Origin of the sequence: Marinobacter oulmenensis (genome assembly GCF_014201735.1) — a bacterium.
GTDB classification, from domain to species: domain Bacteria; phylum Pseudomonadota; class Gammaproteobacteria; order Pseudomonadales; family Oleiphilaceae; genus Marinobacter; species Marinobacter oulmenensis.
Genome location: NZ_JACHFE010000001.1, coordinates 73,743 through 94,084 on the forward strand (window position 1 = coordinate 73,743; position 20,342 = coordinate 94,084).

The 20,342-nt window shown below is 60.9% G+C and carries 16 protein-coding genes; 11 read left to right on the forward strand and 5 right to left on the reverse strand.

Features of this window, described 5'->3' with window-relative positions; genetic code table 11:
• Positions 1-15 precede the first annotated feature (15 nt).
• Positions 16-987, reverse strand: a complete 972-nt coding sequence (cysK, locus tag HNR38_RS00370; RefSeq protein WP_183698631.1) for a cysteine synthase A — start codon at positions 985-987, stop codon at positions 16-18.
• Complete coding sequence (locus HNR38_RS00375) at positions 987-3,860, reverse strand: transporter substrate-binding domain-containing diguanylate cyclase (protein WP_183698633.1); 2,874 nt, start codon at positions 3,858-3,860, stop codon at positions 987-989. The genes cysK and HNR38_RS00375 overlap by 1 nt, the downstream gene beginning before the upstream one ends.
• A 217-nt stretch (positions 3,861-4,077) precedes the next feature.
• Here HNR38_RS00375 and HNR38_RS00380 point away from each other — a divergent pair, with 217 nt between their 5' ends.
• Positions 4,078-4,857, forward strand: a complete 780-nt coding sequence (locus HNR38_RS00380) for an ATP-binding protein (protein ID WP_379919084.1) — start codon at positions 4,078-4,080, stop codon at positions 4,855-4,857.
• Positions 4,858-4,861: 4 nt separating this feature from the next.
• Here HNR38_RS00380 and HNR38_RS00385 read toward each other — a convergent pair whose 3' ends face one another.
• On the reverse strand, positions 4,862-6,169 hold the full coding sequence (locus HNR38_RS00385; protein ID WP_343068188.1) for a DUF3422 family protein: 1,308 nt from the start codon (positions 6,167-6,169) through the stop codon (positions 4,862-4,864).
• Positions 6,170-6,344: 175 nt separating this feature from the next.
• On the opposite strand from HNR38_RS00385, the gene HNR38_RS00390 reads away from it, so the two are divergent.
• The 10 genes from HNR38_RS00390 (at position 6,345) to HNR38_RS00435 (ending at position 17,678) form a co-directional block, all read left to right on the forward strand.
• Positions 6,345-7,064, forward strand: coding sequence for a lysophospholipid acyltransferase family protein (locus HNR38_RS00390; RefSeq protein WP_183698637.1), 720 nt, complete (start codon positions 6,345-6,347; stop codon positions 7,062-7,064).
• A 90-nt stretch (positions 7,065-7,154) separates the two neighbouring features.
• Positions 7,155-7,556 (forward strand): MAPEG family protein, encoded by a 402-nt coding sequence (locus HNR38_RS00395; protein ID WP_183698639.1) that lies wholly within the window; start codon positions 7,155-7,157, stop codon positions 7,554-7,556.
• Positions 7,557-7,619: 63 nt separating this feature from the next.
• Positions 7,620-9,062 carry a rhomboid family intramembrane serine protease gene (locus tag HNR38_RS00400; RefSeq protein WP_183698641.1) on the forward strand — a complete coding sequence of 481 codons (1,443 nt, stop codon included), beginning with the start codon at positions 7,620-7,622 and terminating at the stop codon, positions 9,060-9,062.
• A 96-nt stretch (positions 9,063-9,158) separates the two neighbouring features.
• Complete coding sequence (locus tag HNR38_RS00405; protein WP_183698643.1) at positions 9,159-10,208, forward strand: helix-turn-helix transcriptional regulator; 1,050 nt, start codon at positions 9,159-9,161, stop codon at positions 10,206-10,208.
• A gap of 101 nt (positions 10,209-10,309) precedes the next feature.
• Complete coding sequence (gene fepB / locus HNR38_RS00410; protein ID WP_221275603.1) at positions 10,310-11,257, forward strand: Fe2+-enterobactin ABC transporter substrate-binding protein; 948 nt, start codon at positions 10,310-10,312, stop codon at positions 11,255-11,257.
• 47 nt (positions 11,258-11,304) lie between these two features.
• Positions 11,305-12,279 carry a FecCD family ABC transporter permease gene (locus HNR38_RS00415; protein ID WP_183699683.1) on the forward strand — a complete coding sequence of 325 codons (975 nt, stop codon included), beginning with the start codon at positions 11,305-11,307 and terminating at the stop codon, positions 12,277-12,279.
• 77 nt (positions 12,280-12,356) lie between these two features.
• A complete protein-coding gene (locus HNR38_RS00420; protein WP_343068220.1) occupies positions 12,357-13,319 on the forward strand; it encodes a FecCD family ABC transporter permease in 963 nt (320 codons plus the stop codon).
• Positions 13,320-13,326: 7 nt separating this feature from the next.
• Complete coding sequence (locus HNR38_RS00425) at positions 13,327-14,142, forward strand: ABC transporter ATP-binding protein (protein ID WP_183698647.1); 816 nt, start codon at positions 13,327-13,329, stop codon at positions 14,140-14,142.
• 21 nt (positions 14,143-14,163) lie between these two features.
• The gene (locus HNR38_RS00430; protein ID WP_183698649.1) at positions 14,164-15,471 is read left to right on the forward strand and encodes an NtaA/DmoA family FMN-dependent monooxygenase; all 1,308 of its coding nucleotides are present in this window, start codon (positions 14,164-14,166) and stop codon (positions 15,469-15,471) included.
• Between the two features lie 122 nt (positions 15,472-15,593).
• The gene (locus HNR38_RS00435; RefSeq protein ID WP_183698651.1) at positions 15,594-17,678 is read left to right on the forward strand and encodes a TonB-dependent receptor; all 2,085 of its coding nucleotides are present in this window, start codon (positions 15,594-15,596) and stop codon (positions 17,676-17,678) included.
• Between the two features lie 32 nt (positions 17,679-17,710).
• Here HNR38_RS00435 and HNR38_RS00440 read toward each other — a convergent pair whose 3' ends face one another.
• Positions 17,711-19,165 (reverse strand): tetratricopeptide repeat protein, encoded by a 1,455-nt coding sequence (locus tag HNR38_RS00440; protein ID WP_183698653.1) that lies wholly within the window; start codon positions 19,163-19,165, stop codon positions 17,711-17,713.
• 150 nt (positions 19,166-19,315) lie between these two features.
• Positions 19,316-20,332 (reverse strand): TRAP transporter substrate-binding protein, encoded by a 1,017-nt coding sequence (locus HNR38_RS00445; protein ID WP_183698655.1) that lies wholly within the window; start codon positions 20,330-20,332, stop codon positions 19,316-19,318.
• Positions 20,333-20,342: the final 10 nt, after the last annotated feature.

A 20,342-nucleotide genomic window follows, 5' to 3' on the forward strand; every position in this document is an offset into this window, starting at 1 on the left:
CGGGGCAGAGAGGGGTTACTGAACGTTTTCCTGCTCACCAAAGCGGTCGGCGAACAGCGCGGATGAGAGATACCGTTCGGCGGAGTCCGGCAGCACCACGACGATGTTCTTACCCTTGTTTTCCGGTTTCTGGCCGACGCGGATGGCTGCAACCACGGCCGCACCGCAGGAAATACCACACAGGATGCCTTCCTCCTGCATCAGCCGGTGGGCCATCGCCATGGCGTCTTCGTTGGTGACAGTCTGGACCTCGTCCACCAGATCCATGTCCAGGTTCTTCGGGATAAAACCGGCGCCCAGGCCCTGAATCTTGTGGGGGGCGGGTTGCGGGTCCTCTCCACGCAGTACCTGGCTGATCACGGGGGAGTCTGCCGGTTCCACCGCAACACTGGTAATGTCCTTGCCCTGGGTGTTTTTCAGGTAGCGGGAGACGCCAGTGATGGTGCCGCCGGTGCCGACCCCTGCCACAAAAATATCGACCTTGCCGTCGGTGTCGTTCCAGATTTCAGGGCCGGTGGTGTCCTCATGAATCCGCGGGTTGGCGGGGTTCTGGAACTGCTGGGGCAGGAAATACCTGTCCGGGTCCTCGCTGGCCAGTTCCTCCGCTTTGGCAATCGCGCCAGGCATGCCCTTGGCCGGTTCGGTCAGGACCAGTTCGGCGCCGAGGGCCTTGAGTACCTTGCGCCGTTCCAGGCTCATGGAGGAGGGCATGGTCAGCACCAGCTTGTAGCCCCGTGCTGCCGCAACGAAGGCCAGGGCTATACCGGTGTTGCCGCTGGTGGGTTCGACAATGGTCATGCCCGGTTTCAGCACACCGCGTTTTTCCGCATCCCAGATCATGGCCGCGCCAATCCGGCACTTGACCGAGTAGGCCGGATTGCGTCCTTCAATTTTTGCCCAGATAGTGGCGCCGTCGTTGACACGGTTGAGCCTGACCAGGGGCGTGTTGCCGATAGACAGGGAATTGTCGTTGTAGATGCGTGCCATTATCTGCTCCTGTGATTGTCTGTGCCGTGTATGGCCGGATCCGCAACCGGTGTCGCCTCGAGCCGGTTGCGGCCATTATGCTTGGCCCTGTAAAGGGCCTGGTCCGCCAGCCTCAGGAATTCGGACGGGGAGCTGTCAGGCATTGGGATGCCCCAGCTCAGACCGATGCTGACGGTCAGGTCGACGCCCTGTTCCTGTCGGGTATCGCAGGGCCTTTCAGTAACGGCCCTGCGGAAGCTCTCCAGGCGTCCCATGATATCGGAAACCTTCTCGTAGCTGGTGAAGATTATAAACTCTTCACCTCCGAAACGGGCAATGCGGTCGGTTTCCCGACGAAAATGTTCCCGCATGATCTCCGCCAGGGTTTTCAGACACTGGTCACCGGTCTCGTGTCCCCAGGTGTCGTTGATGTTCTTGAACAGGTCGGCGTCCACCATGGCGACGGCAAACCCGGCCTCGTGCCGCTGACACCACTGGAAGCTTTTGGGAAATTCCCGGTCGAAATAGGTGCGGTTGCCCAGGTCCGTCAGGTTGTCGGTTACGCTCAGCCTGGAGAGGGCCGCATTGGCTTCTCCCAGTTGCCGGTTGAGACGGCCCAGTTTGCGGTTCCAGTAAACAAGCAGCAGGGTGATGACCACGGCGCCGGCCAGTATCTGCCAGAGCAGGGTATAATCGACCTGCTCGGTAATCCGGAGGTTGCGCCAGTTGCTCTCCAGTTGCTGGCGCTCCTGGGTAGTCAGGCTGGCCACCAGTTTCTGCATGATGTCACCAAGAACGGGGTCATCATTGCCGGTCGCTATGGATAGAGACCAGTCCGATGGTACCCGGCCGATCACTTTCAGGTCAGCCAGCCCCAGTGATTGCATGTAATAACTGGCAGTGGCCAGTGTCGAGATGTAGGCGGCCAGTTCCCGGTTCTGGACCTGGCGTAGCCCTTCCTGTTCCGACGAAACCGTGACCAGGTTGAGCGTGGGATTGCGTTTGCGCAGAAGCTCGCCGAAGGCATAGCCCTCGACAATCCCCACGGGCTGATCGCCGAGATCGGAGACCCGGTCAATAAACGGGGTATCAATGCGACCAACCAGCACGGTGGGGACCTCAAGATAGGGCGAGGTGAAATCCAGAAACGACTCCCGTGCCGGCGTTTTCATGGCCAGTGGTACCAGATCGCAGTGGCCTTTTCGGACATTGTCGATGGCGTCCATCCAACTTTTTCCGGGCACCAGATTGAACCTCAGGTCCCCCCTCTCGCTGAACAGGGTAAGCACGTCCGACGACAGGCCCACATGCTCACCATTCCGTATGCCTTCCAGCGGCAGCCAGTTCGGGTCCACACAAACGCGGATCTGCCGGTTATGCTCTTGCAGCCATTGCTGTTCCTGCCGGTTCCAGCGAACCTGGGCGGTGCGTTCGGCAGGGCTGCCATTGCTGGCCCCGAGCCAGCGATTTTCGATCACCCGCCGTTCCTTGGGGGAGATGGCGCCCATGGCCTGGTCAAGAATGCTGGCCAGTGGCGCGAGCGAAGGGCGCACGCCAAAACGGAGGTCTTCGCCGGGGATACCGGGGAGCTTGAGCTCACCGGCGATACGGGCGCCGCTGATGCCCAGTTCCCGGATCCAGTAGTTGCCGGCGGGCAGGGCGCTGATCACCGCATCCACATCACCATTGGCCAGAGCCTGGAATATGGCCTCTTGCGAGGCATAGGCCTGGACCTGGCTGTCGGGCAAGGCCATACGGACGGTGCCTTCGTAGTAGATGCCGGACCCCAGCCCGACATTCACGGCCTGGAGGTCTGCCAGTTCCCTGAACTTCAGCTCAGGATTGGTGGTGAAGACCACATTGGGAATGACGTGGTAGGGAGAGGTGAAGCGGGCCAGGGATTCCCTTTCCGGCTGGTAGGAAATATTGGCAATGGCATCAATTTCACCGCCCTGTAGCATGGAAATCAGCTCGGGCCATTGGCCGCGCACGGGAATTACCTGGATGCCGGTCAGGTCAGACAGCCGGTTCATGACATCGACGCTCAGCCCCATGACACGGCCGCCGTCGGTGAAGCTGAATGGCGCGTAGTCGTCCATGAAACCAACCCGTACCGGCCCGAGGTTGGTCAGGTACTGTTTCTGGTCGGCGGTCAGTGGTAATTGCTCAGCCTGTGATGCCTGGGCACCGCCAAACTCCTGCCAGCGCTGCAGCAGGTTCTGTATCCGGGATTCCGGGATGGCATCCAGTCCGGCCTGGATGCGGTTGAGCAGTTCTGGATTGGTGGCGAGAACCCCGACCCGGAAGTCTTCTCTTGAATACTGACTAAGCGGTGCCGGACCGTGCAATTGCAGAAACTGGAAACCATTCTGGTCTGCCAGGTATTCCAGCGTCAGTCGCGGGCCGACTGCCACATCAATCCATCCGAACGCCAGCGCCCGAACCAGGCTGGGCAGGGAATCATAGGTATTGGCGTTAAACCCTGCATCCTGGAACTCGCCGCCATAGAATATGTTTTCCACAACCCCGACTCTAAGGCCTTTGAGATCCTCCAGTTCGTTTACGGGGGGCAGCGGATTGTCGGTGTCCCGCATGAGGTAGATTTCGCGATAATGATAGGGTTTGGTAAAAAGAATGTTTTTCGCGCGGTCTGGTCGCCAGGAGATGCCATCAATGGCGTCCAGTTCACCTTTCATGAAGGCAGAGTAGATATCCGGCCAGCTACCGGCACGAAATTCGAAGGTGACGTCACTGTGTTGTTCGACAAGCCGGAGCACATCCACAGAAAAGCCACGGGGGGTGCGACCTTCAAAAAAGGTGTAGGGTTCGTTATCGGCGACCACACCGATGGTGACTGTGGGGGCGTCGTCTCCCTGGGCATGTGCCAGTGCCATCGGTATTGACAGAAACATCAGGGCAAAGGTCAGCAGCACTGACAGAAGCGGTGGCGTAGAAGGCCATGGATGACGGTGTGACGGGCAGATCGGCAAAATAAAGCTTCCGTGTGTGGCTACCATCGAGTGTAGCCTGAGATCTTACCCGCCGACAGTCAGATGTGACCATATCCGAGACAGGTTTTTCCGGAAAAAGGAACCACAAAGGAGCAGAATTGTGAACGAAAGCAATATTGACTGGCAGAACGTCCCCGCCGCGGTCTGGCGCCGTCACCGGGCAGGATTGCGGGCCATTCGCCGGCTGGACCCGATCGCGTGGGGGGATCTGTCGGGGATTGATCGTCAGCAGGAGGCCCTGGCTCGTAATACCGAGCGTTTCCTGGCTGGCCAGCCCTGTAACAATGTCCTGCTGTGGGGATCCCGGGGCACCGGTAAATCGTCACTGATCAAGGCTCTGCTCAATCGCTACCGGAACCTGGGCCTGCGTATGATCGAAGTGGACAAGGACGATCTGGTCAATCTGCCGGAGATTGTCGATGAGATTTCCGATCTGCCCTACCGCTTTGTGCTTTACTGCGATGACCTCTCCTTCGAGGTGGGCGAGTCCGGCTACAAGGCGCTTAAAAGCGTGCTCGAAGGCTCCCTGGAGTTGCCGCCTGACAACGTCCGGGTCTACGCCACCTCCAACCGCCGGCATCTGATGCCGGAGTTCATGAGCGACAACCTCAAGAGTGAGGTGCGTGACGGCGAACTGCACCCCGCCGAGGCCATTGAGGAACAGGTGTCACTGGCGGACCGGTTTGGTCTCCAGTTGTCCTTCTATCCGTTTTCCAAGGATGTGTATCTGCAGGCGGTGGACGCTCATTTTCCGAATCTTGAGGACCGCGAGGAGCTGCACCTGGAAGCCATGCGCTTCGCCACCGGCAAAGGGGTGCGCAACGGCCGGACCGCCCAGCAGTTCTATCGTGCCTATGCTGGCGATCCGCGTTTCAGCTGACCGTCTACTGCTTTCTTGCCATACGGATGAATCGGTAGTGAATGCGGCGTACGCCCAGGAACACGGCGGTCATGACGATGGGAATGGCGACCCCGAGGATCAGCGGCGTGTTGAATTCCATGCCGGATTCCCGGAGTGCGTTCAGGGCCATTTTCAGCAGCCCGATCAGGTAATAGGAGATGACCACCACGGAAAAGCCTTCCACCGTGTGCTGCATCATCAACTGAATCCGGGAACGCCGGTCCATGGAACTGAGCAGCTGCTGGTTCTGGCTCTGGATGGCAAGGTCCACCCGCGTGCGCATCATCTCCGAGGCCCGGTCAATCCGCCGTGACAGGTCCTCCAGGCGCTCGCCCACCGCCTCGCAGGTTTTCACCGCTGGTGTCAGGCGCCGGGTCATGAACTCGGTCAGGGTCAGGTGGCCCGAGACTTCATCCTCCCGCAGCTCTTCCAGGCGGGTCAGTACCAGCCGGTGGTAGGCCCGGGTGGCGGAGAAGCGGAAGGTGGAATGGGCGCGAAACGCCTCGATCCGGGCAGCAATATTGGTGAGCCGGGACAGCAGTTCCTGTTCATCCAGGCTTTCGTTATCGGCCAGGGACTGGGTGATCACGGCCAGTTGCTGGTCCATGTCATTCAGTGCCGGGGTGATGTCCCGGGCCAGGGGGAGGCCCAGCAGCGACATCAGCCGGTAGGTCTCGATTTCCATCAGCCGCTGGACCAGCCGGCCCAGCTGGCTGTTGGACATGTCCCGGTTGAGCACCATGAACCGACCGAAGTTGTCGCTGTGCAGTTGGAACGAACCCAGAATCCTGGCCGCGCCGCCCTGTGGGCTGCTGCCCACCAGCCGGGTGTCCTCAAAGTACTTGCGCATGAACGCCAGTTCGCTTCGGGCATCTTCCGACGAGCGGCGTACATCCACATGAAATGCCGCCACCACCGTGCCGGCCAGTTCCTCAATCCAGCCCTGGGGCAACAGGCTCAGGCCCGTCTCTTTGAACGGGGCGGTCTTCGATTCGGCCAGATTGATGAACGTGTAGGTGGCAAACTCCATGTGCACTTCCCGCCGGATCCGTAAATCCCCCAGATCGTGTTCATAACAGCTCACTTCTTCCTCCGGCCAGGGCTGGCCCAGAAGACGGTGCAGTTTCTGCAAATGCTCGAACTGTTGCTGGCGCTGTTCCGGGGTGATCAGTACCGCGATGTGGGTGATCCGGGCGGTGGAGGGAATAACCTGGAACGGCCGGGAGTGCAGCTCCTGATAGAGATCCGCACGCAGCGGGTGAAAGTCCAGGTCCGGCCGTTGGTTGCTCACGATGGTGTCCTTGGTCATGTCAGGGATGGCCGGATGATAACGCGTAACCGGCCTTGGACCCACCCTGCGGGGGAATCAGTCGGGCCTGACAGCCGGGCAGACTTTCGGCGTGTGGTGTCCCTCGGGGAACTTGGCATACACTTGTACGCCAAGTTCCCCGAGTGAAGTAACTGGTATGGCGACAATAAGAAAAGCCCTGGCCTGGGCCAGCGTTCCGTTCATCTGTATGGCCGCATTGCTGCTCTATCTGGCCCGGCCTTTCAATCCGGATAACAATCGTTTGCTGGGCTGGGCGATTGCCCGCACCGGCCGTTTTCTGCTGGGCATGAAGCGGCCACTGCAGGGCGCCGAGAACATGCCCCGGGACCGTCCCACCGTGATCATCGCCAATCACCAGCAGAACGACGACCTGTTCGTCATGGGGGATCTGCTGCCGCCCCGGACGGTGGCGGTTGGCAAGCGTTCACTGGTGTGGCTGCCCTTTTTCGGCCAGGTGTTCTGGCTCGGGGGGAACGTCATCCTTAACCGTGGCCGTTCACAGAAGGCGGTGGCGGCCATGCAGGCCACCAGTGCCGCCATCCGGCGGGATCACAAGAGCATCTGGGTGTTCCCGGAGGGCACCCGCAGCCGCGGCCGTGGCCTGGGGACCTTCAAAAAAGGCGCCTTTCACGCGGCTGTGGCGGCGGGCGCGCCCATCACTATGGTCTGCGCCGGTGAATACCACGGCGTGAGCCGGGGGCTGAGCGGCCGGCGTGAGCCGGTCCCGGTTCGCATTCTGCCGCCGGTGGAAACCGAAGGACTGAGCACCGAGGATATCCCCCAGCTGGTTGAAAGCTGCCGACAGCAGATGATTGCGGCCATCGCGGGAATGGCGCCGGCGACCGGTACGGCTTGAACAGGCGATGAAAACAGGGCAGTCTTCCGTTCAGTAAGTCATTGTGCCCGAACGGGAGACGCCAGCCATGAGCCAGACAGGACAACATAGATGATTGCACCGGTTACCGCTGTTTTTGCCGCTGTTACGGGGCTGTTGCTTCTGGTGCTGTCCGCCCAGGTTGTCAAATACCGGTTCAGGTACCGGATGGGCCTTGGGGTTAATGATGATCCCGCGTTCGAGGCCGCCGTGCGGGCGCACGCCAACCTTGTTGAATACGCCCCCCTGGGGCTTCTGATGCTGGGGATTGCGGAGATTAACGGTGTCTCTTCCACGTTCATCTACTGGACGGGTATGGCACTGGTCGTCGGCCGGATTCTCCATGCCTGGGGCATGATCAACGGTCAGGGCGGCCCCCATCGTGGGCGCATGATCGGTATTCTCCTGACCTGGCTGGCCATTCTGGTGGCGGCCCTGCTGTTGATGTGGAACGTCTGGCAGGTCTACGGCTGATTGCGTTCGCAGTCCGGCCTGATGGCCTATCAGGGATGAGAAAGGGACTAACGGAATTCACCCATGCTGATCATACCTGCTGAGAGATCCGTGGACTGGCGCCACCCACCCTGGGTGACGCTGGGCCTGATGCTGGCCTGCCTGCTGGTGTTTCTGTTTTACCAGGGTGGAGACGAGCGCAAGCTCCAGTCAGCGGTGAAACAGTATCTGCAGGACGATCTGCTGGCCCTGGAAGCCCCCGCCTACATCGATTACCTGGAGCGCCAGATCCGCTTTGATGGGCAGACCGGCAGTCAGGACCAACTGGAACAGTTCCGTGAGCTGCAGCAGAACAACGAATCCCTCTGGCAGGCCATCACGCTGATTTCTGACCGGTCATTCTACTATTACCTCCGGGAAAACCGGGACCTGATCTGGGCGCCAACGGAACGTGAGTACTGGCAGGAACACCGCAGTGTCATTGAGGAGCGCTGGGTGAGCCGTATCAGTGCCTTTGACCTGGGCCTGACACCCGGCGACCTGAAGCTGCACACGTTGATCAGTTACCAGTTCCTGCACGGGGGTTGGGCGCACATCATCGGCAACCTGATTTTTCTGTTTCTGCTGGGTTTTACCGTCGAAAGAGCGCTGGGGCCGGGGCGTTACCTGGTGGCTTACCTGTTGTGTGGAGCCATCGCCGGGCTGGTCTTCACCGCTTTTTCCCAGGGCAGCATGATACCCCTGGTGGGAGCCTCTGGCTCCATAGCGGGCCTGATGGGCATGTACCTGACGATCTACGGCTTCCAGAAAATCCGGTTTTTCTTCTATCTGGGGGTCTACTTCAATTACCTGAAGGCACCCGCTATCCTGCTTTTGCCGATCTGGCTGGGCAAGGAAATCTATGATTACTGGTTTGCCGGTTCTACCGGCATTGCCTATATGGCCCATGCCGGAGGCGTGGTGGCCGGTGCCGCACTGGTCGCGCTGTTCGGCAAGAGCTGGCTTCAGGTGCGGGAGGATTTTTTTGAGCCGGAGCAGGAAGAACAGGACGCCCGCTTTACCAGTGCTTATGCCCAGGCCATGGCCAGTCTCGGGCGTCTGGATTTCGACATTGCCCGGCGTCAGTTTCAGGCGCTCCGGGACAATTATCCGGATCGTCCGATCCTGCTGGAGCATCTCTACCAGATCGCCAAGCTCCGGCCGGATCTGCCGGAGTATCATGACCGCACCCTCGAGCTGATGAACGATGCCATGGGTCGCCGGCGTCCTGAGCAGATGATGGCGGTCTGGCAGGAATACCTGACCAAAGGTGAGGATTACCACCCCCTGGCGCCGGAAGCTCACAACAAGGTGCTGTTTGCCAGCTTGCGGGATCAGGACATGAAAATCGCCGAGAAAGCCTTTGAACGGCTCAAACAGGGCGGCAGTGCGGAACTTGTGGAAGAGGCCAGCCGGTTGCTGGCGGCTGAATTCGAAAAGCTCCAGATGTCCACCAGAGCGCAGAAATACCGGCAGTACCACCGGTAGAGTCTCTGAGTCGTCGGTTGTGATTGAAGGCAGGGCTTGCCATCAAAGGTGATATTCATCAAAATTAAATGATACTCATTAACAATTGTGCGTATCATGAGTGCTCACGCCCTATTCCCAGACACGGTTCGCCAGAACCACGACCACTCCGTGCTTCGCAGGTTGCAGCAACTTGAAGATCAACTTCAGAAAACCGCTGTAGAGCCTGATATCGGAGCACCTTCGCCGTTATCCCTGGAGCTCCGTCAGGGCCACAGTTTTCTGCAGTTCGAAGCGCCGCTGGGCGAGGGGTTCATGGAATCGCTTGAACTGCCCAGTGGCCTTGCCATCAGCCGTAAGAACTGTCGTTTTTTCAAACCGATGACCAACCGATACCAGCAGTTGAACCGTGTGCTGGGGTTCAGCCTGGTCCTGGAGGGTGGGTTCCGTTTTTCCATACCCCGACTGTCCGTCAGTGGCCGGGTCAGGCCTGGGGAAGTGTGGGTCAGTGGTGGAACCCTTGATGAGGTGACGGCTTCCCACAGCGCAGGTCGCCGGATGTGTGGTGTCGGCCTGGATCTTTCCCCCGAGATGCTGGAGCAGTGGCGGGAAGAAGCGCCGATGGCCATGCGCCGGAAGCTCAAAGCCGGGGGCAGTGGTATGTGCAGCCCATTGCTGACCATGACTCCGGCCATGCAGGGACTGGCCCTGAAAATCCTCAATTGTCCGACAACGTCCCTGTGCGCCCGACTGGAGTATGAGTCCATGGGGCTTGCCCTGCTGGCCCAGCTCCTGAGCGGGGAGGATGGTGAGGTTCGTCTCACGCAATCCGAGAGACGAAGCTCCCGCCACAGGAAACTGATCCGCGAGGCCGTTGATCTCCTGCATGCCGAGTGGCGTGAGCCGCCGACCATTGCGCAGCTTGCCATGCGTATCGGTATGAACGAATGCTATCTGAAGACCGGCTTCAAGGAGTTGACCGGCAAGACCATCGCTCAGTATGTGCGGGGCCTTAGGATGGTCCGCGCCTACCAGTTGCTGACCGGCGAGGGGTATACCGTCAACCAGGCGGCTGTCGAGGTCGGCTTCTCCAACCCCAGTCATTTTTCAACGGCGTTCCGGGCCCATTACGGGTGCCTGCCTTCGGATGTCAGCCGTCACCACTGATTTCTACCAACCGGGGCATTCATTTTCCCGCTCCGGGTAGCTGCTCATGGCCCCGGTTCGACATAGTGCCGGTTCCCATCCCGATGACTTCAGAGACCTGAATGAACGTGCGACGACTGTGGCCGGTGATGGTTCTGGCCATCCTCATAACCGGATGTGACTCAACCGCGGACGAACCCGCCGTTGAATCTGCCGCCTGGCGGAGCTTTGAGAATGCCGACGGTACGGTGACCCGGATCCCGGAAAAGCCCGCTCGCATACTGTCCACGTCCGTCACCGTCACCGGAACCCTGCTGGCGATCGAGGCGCCGGTGGTGGCCAGTGCGGCGGCTGCAGATCACCGGTTTTTCAGCCAGTGGCAGCCGGTGGCCGAGGCTCGCGGTGTGCGCAAACTCTGGGCGGCCGGCAGTCTGGACCTGGAGTCGGTGCTGGAGGTGTCACCGGACCTGATTGTGGTTTCCACCGGAGGTGCGGATTCCGCCCTGATGCACCGTGCCGATCTGGCCTCTGTGGCGCCTACCATCGTGGTGGACTATGGAGCCCAGAGCTGGCAGGAACTGGCCTCAGAGCTGGGCCGGGCGACCGGCCGGGAGTCGCAGGCCAGGCAACTGATAACGGCCTTTGATGAGTTTGTCCGCGAGGCAGGCGAACGCATGGAACCGCCAGAGGGCAGGGCCAACATCATCAGCTATAACGGGCCGGGTATCACCAATCCGGTGGCGACACGCGAGGGCGCCCATGGCCGTCTGCTCAGGGCCCTGGGATTCCGCATTGAGCAGCCGGTCAGCGCTGCCGCGGGAGCGGAATCCAGTGACCAGGATTTTGTCCGCACGCCCTATGAATATCTGACACGGCTGGAGGCACCCATCACCTTCCTGACCCGGGTGGACGACAGTGGCGTGGATGATTTCCTGAATGATCCGGTACTGGCCAATCTGCCCTCGGTACAGTCCGGACAGGTGTATGGACTGGGCAAGCATTCTTTCCGCATAGACTATTTCAGCAGCCGGGAGATCGTGGACGGGATGCTGGAGCGGTTCTCCCGGTGAGCCCTTTGCGCAGCGGCCAGCCACGCTGGCAGCGTCACGCCCTGGTGATGCTGGGTGGCTGCCTGCTGCTCGCTGCCATGATGGCCCTGAGTATCGGGATCGGCGCCCGATCCATTGCGCCCGGTGTCGCTCTGGATGCCATTGTCTCTTTTGATCCCTCAATCAATCAGCACCTGCTGGTGCGGCACTTGCGAATTCCCCGAACACTCATTGCGGTGCTGGTTGGCGTGTCACTGGGCGGAGCCGGCGTCGTGATGCAGGCGTTGACGCGCAACCCGCTGGCGGATCCTGGGCTGTTGGGGGTGAACGCCGGGGCCGGCCTGGCCATCGTGACCGCCATTGCCCTCTGGCAGGTGCAGAGCATTGGCGGTCAGATGGCCAGCGGTCTGGTCGGCGCCGGCCTGGCCGGGGCTGCCGTCTACCTGCTGGGGGGCGTCAGGCAAATCGCCAACCCGGTCCGCCTGGTGCTTGCCGGAGCCGCACTGACCTTTGTGCTCATGGCCTTGACCCAACTGATCATTATCAACAGCGATGCACTGGTTTTTGACCGGTTCCGGCACTGGGCCGTGGGATCCCTGCAGGGGCGTGGGCCGGAACTGGTCGTTCCCTTCCTGGTACTGGCGGTGCTCGGACTGGGCATGATCGTCTATCTCACCCGGGCGCTGGATGTGCTGGTACTGGGTCGTGACCTGGGGCGGGTGCTCGGGGTCAGCTCAGGCACTGTCTGGGGGCTGGCCTGTGTGTCCGTGGTGCTGCTGTCGGGCGCAGCGACCGCGGTTGCCGGCCCGGTGAGCTTTGTCGGTCTGGCGGCGCCGCACCTTGCCCGGTTTGTGGTGGGCTCCGGCCACCGTCTGCTGGTGCCCTATACCCTGTTGATTTCCGCACTGCTGGTGCTGGCTGCGGATATGGCCGGGCGCCTGGTTATTCATCCGGAAGAAGTGGCTGTCGGGATCATGGTGGCCTTACTGGGTGGTCCGGTGTTTGTCGCGCTCGCCCGACGCAGACGGCTGGTCCAGCTATGAGATTCCTGGCGGGCAGTCGCAAGACGGTCTGGGAGGGGCACGGGATATCCGTGTTGGTATGCCCCAGGTCGCTGGCGGTGACTTCTTTGCTGCTGTTACTTGTTGTTTGCCTCGGGGCAGCCTCCCTTGGCGTTGGGGCCATGGGGTTTGGCCCGGACCTGCTGCTGGAGCTGGCCAATCAGCCGCCGGGAAGCATGGTTCACCGGGTGTTTTTTGATATCCGGCTGCCCCGGACCCTGACCGCCATCCTGGTTGGCGCGGCCCTGGGGGCCTCGGGACTGATATTTCAGTCCATCTCCCGCAACGCACTGGGGTCCCCCGACATCATTGGCTTTACCACCGGCGCCGCCACCGGGGCCATTGTGCAGATTGTGCTGTTCAGCCCGAGCGCGCTGGGTGTGGCCGTCGCCGCCATCGTCGGGGGATTGGTGACGGCGCTGGTTGTCTACGGGCTTTCCGTTAGGGATGGCTCGGTTGCCGGTTACCGGCTGATTCTTGTGGGCATTGGGATCGGGGCAATACTCAGCGCGGTTAACGGGCTGTTGCTTGTAAAAGGCGATCTGGACAACGCGGTTGTCGCCAATCTCTGGCTTGCCGGCTCCCTGGACGCCCGTAACTGGGGCCATGTTATTCCGGTGGGGCTGGGGTGTCTGGTGCTGATGCCGGTGCTGGTGTTGCTGGCCAGTCGTCTGCAGCTCATGGAAATGGGCGATGACACGGCACGACAACTGGGTGTGCGGGTGGAAGCGGTCCGGCTGACGATGGTGCTCTGCGCGGTGGCACTGGCGGGCCTGGCAACCGGAGCAGCCGGACCGGTGGCTTTTATTGCCCTGGCAGCCCCGCAACTGGTCGTTCGTCTGTTGCCCTCCGGCCGGCTGCCCGTTATCGGGGCGGCGGCGATGGGGGCCCTGCTGATGGTTGTGACGGATCTTCTGTCCCGGCTTTTCCCGCTGGAGGTAATGCTGCCCATTGGCCGGATGACCGGAGTGATCGGAGGGATCTATCTGATCTGGCTGCTGGGACGGGTAAGAGGAATCTGAGGAAATCATGAATCAAGAGTCTGAGTGGCCGCTGCTGTCCGGCAAGAGTCTGACGCTGTCCTACGGGGCCAGGCCCATTGTCCAGGATCTGTCTGTCAGCATTCCGGAGGGAAAGCTGACCGTCGTGATTGGTCCGAATGCCTGTGGCAAATCCACGCTCCTGCGGGCGTTGTCTCGTCTGCTGTCCCCGGAGCATGGCCAGGTACTCATGCAGGGACGGGACGTAAGCCAATACTCCGCCCGGGCGTTCGCCCGCCTGTTGGGAATGCTGCCCCAGTCTTCCCGGGCCCCTGCCGGAATCTGTGTTGCCGATCTGGTGGCCCGGGGCCGGTTTCCTCATCAAAGCCTGTTCCGACAGTGGCGGGAGGAGGACGACCGGGCGGTGGCAGAGGCCATGGTGGCCACCGGTGTTTCCGGTCTGGCGGATGCGGTGGTGGATGAGTTGTCGGGCGGACAGCGCCAGCGGGTCTGGCTGGCCATGCTGTTGGCACAGCAAACACCGGTCATGCTGCTGGATGAACCGACCACCTGGCTGGACATCGCCCATCAGCTTGAGGTGCTCGAGCTGTGCCGGCGACTGAACCGGAACGAGGGGCGGACACTGGTGGTGGTGCTGCACGATCTCAATCAGGCCGCCCGCTATGCCGACCACCTCATCGTCATGAAAGCGGGGCGTATCGTCGGGTCCGGCTCACCGGAGTTCGTGATGACCGAAGCCCTCGTGGAAGACGTGTTTCACATTCGCTCGCGAATCCTGAGCGATCCCGTTACCGGTCGGCCCTGGATACTGCCGTTAGCCAGTACCGGTCACATGGAAGATTAATCCGATACCGAAGGAGCCCTGATGATGAGTGGTCAATCGTTGTGTATAGGTCTGTCGCTGGCAACCACCTGGCTGACCGGGAACGGCTGGCGACGCCCGGACAGCCGGGTCGAACAGATCTGTCTGAGCGATTTCTATGTGGATATTGCCCGCAGGGCCGAGGCTGCCAAGCTGGATTTCCTGTTTCGGCCCGACTCCCTGTTTCTGGATCCGACAATGCTGAACCAGTCGCCCGGTATCAGCGGACTGGACCCGACCCTGCTGCTCAGTGCGCTGAGCCGGGAAACCAGCCACATCGGCCTGGTAACCACCGCATCCACCACGTTCAACCACCCCTATCATGTGGCTCGCTCCATTCAGTCCCTGCACTGGTTGAGCAAGGGCCGGGCAGGGTGGAATGTTGTGACGGCGCTGGACGGCAATGAAAACTTCGGTGTGGATATCATGCCCGATGCCGATTCGCGCTATGACCGGGCGGCTGAATTTACCGAGGTGGTGTTCAGACTCTGGCAAAGCTATCCCCCGGAAGCGCGGGTGGTGGACAGGCAGGCGGGGTGTTATGTCGAGACCGGGCGGATTCGTCCGATTGATCACCGCGGCCCATTTTTCAGTGTTAAGGGGCCGCTGAATATCCCCGCATCGGACTATGGCCGGATCCCGATCCTGCAGGCCGGTGCCTCCGAGCGGGGCCGGGACTTTGCCGCCCGGATAGCCGACGCCATTTTTGCTGCCACGCCGGATATGGAGGCGGGGCGCGAGCTGACCGATGACATTCGTAGCCGGGCTCGGCAGGCGGGCCGTGGACCTGGCGCGGTCAAGGTGCTACCGGGGCTGAGTCTGTTTCTTGCCCCAACCCGGCAAGAGGCCGATGCGCTGTTTGAAGAGACCCAGCGCGGCCGGGACATTGCCCGAAAGCATGCGTTTATCCGGGAAGCGCTCGGGCTTGATGTTAGCGGCATGAGTGAGGACCGGCGAATCACCACAGACCTGTTGCCGACGATGGAGCGACCGGTGCGCAGTCGCACCCACGCGCGGTTGTTGCGGCGCCTCATTGAACGGGAAAGCCCGACCCTGTCCCAGCTCCTTAAACGTCCGGAAGTGTCCGGGTCTGCCCACTGGCAGGTCGTGGGCACACCGGCGGATGCCATTGACAGCATCATGGAATGGTTTGAAGCCGGGGCTGCGGATGGCTTTGTTGCCTTGCCGGGGGGCTCTGAAGACTGCCTGAACCTGTTTCTGGAGGAAGTGGTCCCCGGCCTGGTTGAGCGTGGCGTGTTCCGTTCCGAGTATTCCGGCCCGACCTTCGCCCATCACCTGCAACTGGCGTGATCGCCTGCAGCCATCCTTTACCACCAGGGGTGGCTTTTTTACCGTTGCGGGTCGCCATTCGGGGACTTAATTGAGAATAATTAACATTCAATAACCTTTTATTCCAGAACAAGGAGTTCCCGATGCCCCCGCTTTTATCCTCAGGCCCCCGGTTGCCAGGGTTCGTCTGTGATCGCTTCGTATTGCTGGTGGTGCTATCCACCGGACTGGGTCTGACGCTGTCCGGGGCTCCGGCTGTGGCGGCCGGGACTGATGGCTCGACCGCCGTACTGCCGGCCATCACCGTGGTCGGGGAGAAAGTGGAGCGCAGCCTCTACGATACCGGGGCCAGTGTTGAGGTATACGATGCCGAGCGCATCGACGATACCCCCGGTGTGTCGGAGCTTGCCGATATCCTGAAGAACAACCCCGCGATTGTGGACGTGGGGGTCGGTAATCATATGCCGGCTGTGCGCGGTATTGATGGCTCCGGCCCGTCCATCGGGGGCGTGGCGACCTTCGCCGGGGTCCGGCCCCGGCTCAATGTCACCCTGGACGGGCGTTCACTCAGCTACGGTGAGCTGGCATCCAGTACCCGCCCCTTGTGGGACATGGAGCGGGTTGAAACCTACGTTGGCCCTCAGAGTCAGATCCAGGGGCGCAATGCCATCGCCGGTACCGTTGTCATGGAGACCCGCGATCCCAGTTTCCAGTGGGAAGGGGCCGTGAAGGGCGGCATTGGCAACCAGGGCTATTCCCAGACGGCGGCCATGGTGTCCGGTCCGCTTCTCAGGGATGAGCTGGCGTTCCGTGTGGCAGTCGACCAGCAGAAACGCGAGAGCTATGTGGATCTGGCGAGTTACGAGCCGGTGGGGGATTCCCGGGACATTGAATCCAACACCGCCCGGGTGAAGCTGCAGTATGAACCGGCGGCACTTCCCGATTTCAGTACCGGCCTCACCTACAGCCATATGGATACCCAGAGCCCTCAGGCGGAATACGAACTGTCCAATCCGCCCTCGCGGCAGGCCAATGAATACCGCCCGGTCTATACCACCGATTCCAGCACAACCAGCTGGGATGCCCTGTGGGACGTTGCTGATGGACTGCGGTTTGAAAACACCCTGCTGTACAGCGAACTGGAAGTTGAGCGCAAAACCCAAAACAGCGTTGCCAATTACCAGTCCGACGGAACTGAATATTACATAGAGCCGCTTCTTCATTTTGGTGAGGGTGATCAGGGGGTCCGTGGCCTGGTCGGCCTTCGTTATTTCCATGCCGAAGCGGATGAGGCCTACATCAATACGACGGGCCGCCAGCCCATGAGCGACGAAACCGATACCCGCTCAGCCTTCGGTGAGGTGACCTATCCGCTGAGCGATGTGCTGGACCTGACTATGGGGTTGCGCTTTGAAAGCGAGCACCGTCAGCGAATGGCCCAGGTACAGCTCAATCCGGTCTTCGGGGTGGATCTGGACCTGGATGAGACCTACACCGCGCTGTTGCCGAAAGTTGACCTAGCCTGGCGGCCGACCGATGGCCAGACCATCGGCTTCAAGGTGGCCAAGGGTTATAACGCCGGGGGCGCCGGACTGACACTGACAAGCTTTGAGCCCTATGAGTACGACAAGGAAACGGTGATCAGTTATGAGTTCTATACCCGGCACCGGCTGTCCGGGGGCGCCGTGGAACTCACCACCAACCTGTTCTACAACGATTATTCCGATATGCAGCTTCCGGAATACGTCACCGCCGATGACATTGTGATTCGCAACGCTGATGAGGCGATCAGTTATGGCATGGAACTGGGCAGTCGCTGGAAGGTCTCTGACGCCTTGTCGGTAACCGGCAATCTGGCCCTGCTGAAAACGGAGGTGACCGAGTTTGGCAATACGCTCATTGAAGGTAATGAACTGCCCCGGTCACCGGGCAAAGCAGCCACGGTGGGCGCGGAGTACCGGTTCATGCAGAACCTGGCGCTGAGTGCCAACGCCCGCTACACCGACAGCTATTACTCGGATTACGATAACCTGGCGGCGGAAAAAATCGATGCCTACACCGTTGTCGATGCCCAAATGGCTTATGACCATGGCCCGGCCAGGGTGACTGTGTTCGTCAAGAACCTGTTCGATACCGACGCCAATACCATGATCTTCAACGGCCTGGTGGATAACCCGCTGAGGGTTCAGCCCCGTATGGTGGGTGGCTCCCTTGAGTATCAGTTCTGACCAGATCTGAATAAAAGGAAGACTGCCGGATCTCAGTCCGGCAGGTCGAAACTGGCCTTCGGCCCCTTCAGGGGCTGATGGTTTGAGGCCTGTTCCAGCCAGGTGTCTATCTGGGCATGCAGGGGGTGGCCGGTACAGCGTTTCTTGATAAAGGTGAGAAAGGCAATGGCCTTGTCCCATTGCTGGAGCCCGTTGGCCAGGGCCTGGGCTGCCAGCAGATAGGCCGGCGCCAACTGGTCGCTGTCCGGGAAGCGTTTGTGGAAATCCCGGATCAGCGTCAGGGCAGACCGGCAGTGTCCGCCCCGGTAGAGCACCTCGGCACAGGCCACCGTCAGTTGCGGGTCGTCGAGCTGGAAGTCCGGTTCCACCTTCCGCAATGTTCTGACCATCTGCTCCAGGCCGCTCGCATCCCGGCGTGAAGCTAGCCACCCCAGCAGCCTCGGGTGATACCGGTATAACTCGGCGGTATCGTCACGGGCGATGAGCAGGCGGTACAGCTGCTCCAGCCTGACCGGGTTGTCCCGGTCTTTCTTCAGGGCCTCCGTCAACAGCGACTGAGCGCGGTCGTAATTGCCATCCTTCAGGTTCATATCCAGGTCCGCATCGAAGCGGGTACTGCGATCCCGCTGATGTGTGTCCTGGCTTTCGTCTTCGTCCTGGATGTCTGAGGCGAATCCCAGTTCTTCCTGATACTGGAACAGCAGGTAACCAAGCATATGGAACAGCATCAGTGTGAAGGTACTGTTCAGAAAGCCGGCCAGGGGCTGTGCGGCCCAACGGGGGAAGTGGGTGATGGCAAAATCCTGGGCGGCGCCTGATGCCAGAGTGAGCAGAATCAGGTAGCCATAGAGCAGGAAGTAGGGCATGCCGATGCGGGAAATCAGCACCGCCAGGTTCAGGGGATTCACTGCCGGTCCGACCGAGCGCTCCATGGCCAGCACCATGATGCTGGCCGGCAGCGCCAGGATGACAAAGGCGGTGGCCAGCATCATCAGGATTGGGCCGCCAAGCATGGCGGCCGCACCGATCAGCCCTGCCATCAGGAAGAAGACCAGGAACTGCAGCAGCACGATGGAAAAGCCGCTGCCGGTAAAGGCCACGGACACCGGGGGTGGCTTCAGGTGACCTTCGGCAGTGTGGTTGATGACGGCGTAGGTGTATTTGAACAGCGCCAGTGCCAGCACCACCCAGACCGCCAGTCCGATCAGGTTGGCCGGCGCCACCACCGGAACCAGCGTGCAGATGGCAATGACCATCAGCGGATCGGTATGGAAGGGGTAACGAAAAAAGGCGCCGATACGGTGCCAGAACGGAACCACCTCGGTGGCGGCGCCGAGGTAGCGCATGGCTTTGCTGCAATGGGGGCAATAGGCGCGCTGCCTGCGGCTGTCGGCATCGGGCATGCAACGGGCGCAGTAGTGCAACTGACATTCGCCGCAGTGCCATTTGGCCGGCTCGCCGGGGTGATAGTGACAATCGTGCTTCAAGGCTGCTGCGCTCCGATCCCTGGTTGCTTTGTTGGAATGATGGCAGAAGCCGAGGTCAGGAACCAGTGGCTCCGGCCCGGGGGCGGGAAGCGGCAGTCAGATGGGAGCCCGAATCCTGGCGCCCGGGCCTGGCCCGGGCGCCATGGGCAGCTAGATCTCCCGGCAGCGTTCACTCAGGGAGCGGGCACGCTGGTAAGTTTCCCGGGCGGGCAAGCCGCTTGCTTCCAGTGAGCTCAGGTATTCTTCCGTGACCCGGTCCAGAGCCGGCTTCCAGGCATCGCGGATGGTGTCGTCAAGATCCACCACGGTATCACCAGTCTGAAGCGCCTCGGCACGGCCCTGCTTGTCGAGCTCATCAAAAACCTCGGCCATATGCTGGGACCATTTCATGCCGGAGTGATCATCCATGACCGCTTTCAGGTCTTCCGGCAGGCTCTGGTACACGTCTTTGTTCATGGCCACCACGAACGAAAGCGAGTAGAGGTTCAGTTCCGTGTGGTAGTTGGCCAGTTCGTTAACCCGGAATATCTTGGCACCATCCCAGGAAATTGCCACACCACTGATCAGGTCCCGTTGCAGCGACTGGTAGATGTCTGGTGCCGGCATCCCGGTCGGTTGCGCACCCAGGTCCTCCATCAGCGCGCCGACGACGGTTGTGGGACGGCGCAGGACCATGCCCCGAATGTCGTCGGGCGTTGTTACCTTCTGGTCACGGGTGTGCAGGTGTCCTGGTCCATTGGTATAGACGAACAGCACGTGGGTTTCGTCGTATTCGTTGCCCAGCGCACCTTCATCGTAGAGGTTCTGCAGGGCACAGGACCCCTGCGCGGCTGTATTGAGCATACCGGGCAACTCAATGATCTGGGTCAGCGGGAACCGGTTCGCCGTATAGCCCTGCACGGTTGCCGTCACATCGGCGATGCCCGACGTGACCGCGTCATAGGAGGCAGCGGCTTTTGACAGTGTCTGTGATGGATAGATTTCCACGCCAATGCGTCCGTCTGATGCTTCGGTCAGCGAGTCGCTCCATTCCTCAAGGCCGGCATGAATGGCCGATGTGGCCGGCCAGGGGTGAGCAAAGCGCAGGGTGACGTCGGCGGCCTGGGTATTGAACGTGGCGAGGGTGGCGGTCGTGGCGGCGATGGCCGCCCATTGTTTCAGTTTCATGGGTCTGTTT